The following is a 964-nucleotide window of genomic DNA, read 5'->3' as shown; positions in this document are numbered from 1 at the left end:
GCGCCCAGCAACAAAACAAGGACACACGCTTGGACTTGCACCCAATAAATACAACACAAGGCTGGTTAGGCGCTTGAACTTGCGAATAAGCCCTAGGTATTTCTCGTTTTTGAATTCTGTTAGCGTCTGCTCTTGTGCCGTTGAGGTTTGCGCTTGCCACGTTTCAAAGAGCGTATCACCAAAAGACAAGTTGTAATGCAATCCTGCAATCGTCTGCATACGGCGACCATAACGGATACCAAGACCACTGCGATATAGGGTTTTTAGCTTGCCTGTATTAGAGCTACCATAATCAGCCAGTGGGATATCTTCATCTTTAGAAGACAGCATACAAGGCATAGATAGTGGCCACATCAGCTCGCCTTCCGGCATACCTTGATACACCAAGACATGCAATTGACGGAGCATATTGAGTGTCTCTTTTGGCGAAGCTTTTGGTTCGGTGATAAGCTCAAGTAGGCTTTCTGAATAATCGGTAGTAATAAAAGGGTGGGTCAATTTTGATCCAAGTTTGACTGGATGCGGCGTCTGTGCCAAAAAACCATCAGGCTTCACGCGCAGGCCTTCTTTTTCGATACCGCGGAGCATACCCGTTAAATGCTGGCTATCAAACCAATTGGGAATGTCAAAATTAACAAAGCTACTCGCAAAATTACTCATAATAGTCATCTATTGTTATTCATTATGGCGGATCAAAACACGATGGGCGTTTGTCCATAAAAGAGGTAAATGTTCGGTCAATAATCCCGTCAGTTTAGCTCAAAGCCGTGGTTAAAACCACGAACAATTACAAATACGATAAGCTTTAGGCGAGCCGAATAGTCTAGATTTGACTTAATGTTTTAAGTCAAATTCGTTAGCCAAAAAAAGCATCTACCCAAGAGATAGATGCTTTGACGGTCATGCTCTAAGCCATCAAACACAGTGCCAACGCACCATGGCATCATCCATACAGTAATGGCGT

Annotated in this window: 1 pseudogene; it reads right to left on the bottom strand. The window is 43.7% G+C overall.

What is annotated here, in order from left to right:
* Positions 1 to 669: pseudogene (locus ACS8FC_RS15305) on the bottom strand (glutamate--cysteine ligase); the annotation flags it as partial.
* Positions 670 to 964 lie beyond the last annotated feature (295 nt).

Source organism: Psychrobacter sp. 1Y4 (assembly GCF_051847555.1).
This window is presented reverse-complemented; position numbering and strand designations above follow the sequence as displayed.